The sequence below is a fragment of the Stenotrophomonas maltophilia genome (genome assembly GCF_003970865.1).
Classification (GTDB): Bacteria; Pseudomonadota; Gammaproteobacteria; order Xanthomonadales; family Xanthomonadaceae; genus Stenotrophomonas; species Stenotrophomonas maltophilia_AR.
In genome coordinates, this window is the sequence record NZ_RXLZ01000153.1 from 1 (window position 1) to 780 (window position 780).

General features: G+C 69.1%; 1 protein-coding gene. It reads right to left on the reverse strand.

Translation table 11 applies throughout. The features are described from left to right. Window positions 1–107 precede the first annotated feature (107 nt). Window positions 108–629 (reverse strand): toprim domain-containing protein, encoded by a 522-nt coding sequence (locus EKL94_RS22730; RefSeq protein ID WP_440862121.1) that lies wholly within the window; start codon window positions 627–629, stop codon window positions 108–110. Window positions 630–780: the final 151 nt, after the last annotated feature.

Below are 780 nucleotides of genomic sequence, written 5' to 3' on the forward strand. Positions count from 1 at the left end.
TGTTTGTGATGTTGTCATGTTTTTTTCAAGGCGATAGCGTGTTTCGGGGGTGGGGTTCCTTTCGGGGGCGCGGGGCTCGGGGGCAGCGGTGAGCAGATCGGCGGCGCTCATGCTGCACCCCCCGCAACGGCGTCGAGCCAATCTGCACCGGCTCGAGGGGGTACGGCCAGCCTCACCCGGCGGCCCTCGGCCAGCAGCCGCCTCGCCAGCTTGCGGGCAGCCTCGAGGCCGGCGGGGTCGTGGTCTGCGGCGATCACGGCCTCATGGGCCTCGATGGGGAGCACCACCCGCTCGAGGCCGATAGCGCTTACAGCGGCCCACACCGGCCAGGCGGTGGACTGGTGCACGGCCAGGGCGGTCTCAACGCCTTCGGTGAGGGCCAGGGGTTGGCCGGGCTGGTGCTCGAACAGCCGGATTGCACCACCCAGCGGGTGCGAGCCAGCGGCCAAGCGCTTTTCCTTGCGGCCTGAGCCGTCCTGCTCGAGGAAGGTGAGGTGCATCCCCACCAGCCCGTGTGTGGGGTGCTGCACGCGGGCCAGCATGAGGGGCTTATCTCCCCAGCGGGCCAGTCTCAAGGTTGGGGGCGGGGTGAGGCTCAGGCCGCGAGCCTTGAGATAGCGGGTCAGCAAGGGATGCTGTGGCTTTGCGGCGTCCCACCACCGGCCCCAACGGGCTACCTGCTCGGCCCCAGCTTGCTCAGTTCCGGCGCGAAGATCGAAGGCCTCAAGCCGGTCTGGAAGGGCACGATCGAAGTGGGCAGCGAGGCCGACGCCGACAAGG